Annotated in this window: 1 protein-coding gene; it reads right to left on the bottom strand. The window is 65.4% G+C overall.

Translation table 11 applies throughout. The features are described 5' to 3' along the window. Positions 1-7: 7 nt before the first annotated feature. On the bottom strand, positions 8-1,063 hold a 1,056-nt coding region (tuf, locus tag AUL36_RS22975; RefSeq protein WP_062224585.1), incomplete at its 5' end, for an elongation factor Tu.

The raw sequence follows: 1,063 nt of genomic DNA, 5'->3' as shown, positions 1-1,063 counted from the left end.
TCGAGTCTTACTCGATGATGGAAGCGACGATACCGGCGCCGACGGTGCGGCCGCCTTCGCGGATTGCGAAGCGCAGCTTCTCTTCCATCGCGATCGGAACGATCAGCTTGACGTCCATCGTCACGTTGTCGCCCGGCATCACCATCTCGGTGCCCTCGGGCAGCGTGACGACGCCCGTCACGTCCGTCGTGCGGAAGTAGAACTGCGGACGGTAGTTCGTGAAGAACGGCGTATGACGGCCGCCCTCTTCCTTGGTCAGGATGTAGGCCTCGGCCATGAAGCGCGTGTGCGGCTTCACCGAACCCGGCTTGCACAGAACCTGACCGCGCTCGACGCCTTCACGGTCCACGCCGCGAACCAGCGCGCCGATGTTGTCGCCCGCCTGGCCCTGGTCCAGAAGCTTGCGGAACATCTCGACGCCCGTCACCGTCGTCTTCTTGGTGTCGCGGATGCCGACGATCTCGACTTCCTCGCCCACCTTCACGATGCCGCGCTCGACGCGGCCCGTCACCACCGTGCCGCGGCCCGAGATCGAGAACACGTCTTCGATCGGCATCAGGAACGGCATGTTGATCGGACGCTCAGGCGTCGGGATGTAGGCGTCGACCTGCTTCATCAGCTCGCGAACCGCGTTCTCGCCGATCTCCTTGTTGGAGTCTTCGAGGGCCGCCAGAGCCGAACCCTTCACGATCGGAACGTCGTCGCCGGGGAACTCGTAGCTCGACAGAAGCTCGCGCAGCTCCAGCTCGACCAGCTCGAGAAGCTCGGCGTCGTCGACCTGATCGACCTTGTTCAGGAACACCACCAGCGCCGGCACGCCGACCTGGCGGGCCAGGAGGATGTGCTCGCGCGTCTGCGGCATCGGGCCGTCGGCCGCCGAGCACACCAGGATCGCGCCGTCCATCTGCGCCGCGCCCGTGATCATGTTCTTCACGTAGTCGGCGTGGCCGGGGCAGTCCACGTGCGCGTAGTGACGGTTCTCCGTCTCGTACTCCACATGCGCCGTCGAGATCGTGATGCCGCGAGCCTTCTCTTCCGGCGCCGCGTCGATCTGGTCGTACGC

The organism is Aureimonas sp. D3, assembly GCF_001463805.1.
Lineage (GTDB): Bacteria > Pseudomonadota > Alphaproteobacteria > Rhizobiales > Rhizobiaceae > Aureimonas > Aureimonas ureilytica_A.
The sequence above is the reverse complement of the archived record's forward strand: the minus strand, read 5'-3'. Positions and strand labels throughout refer to the sequence as shown.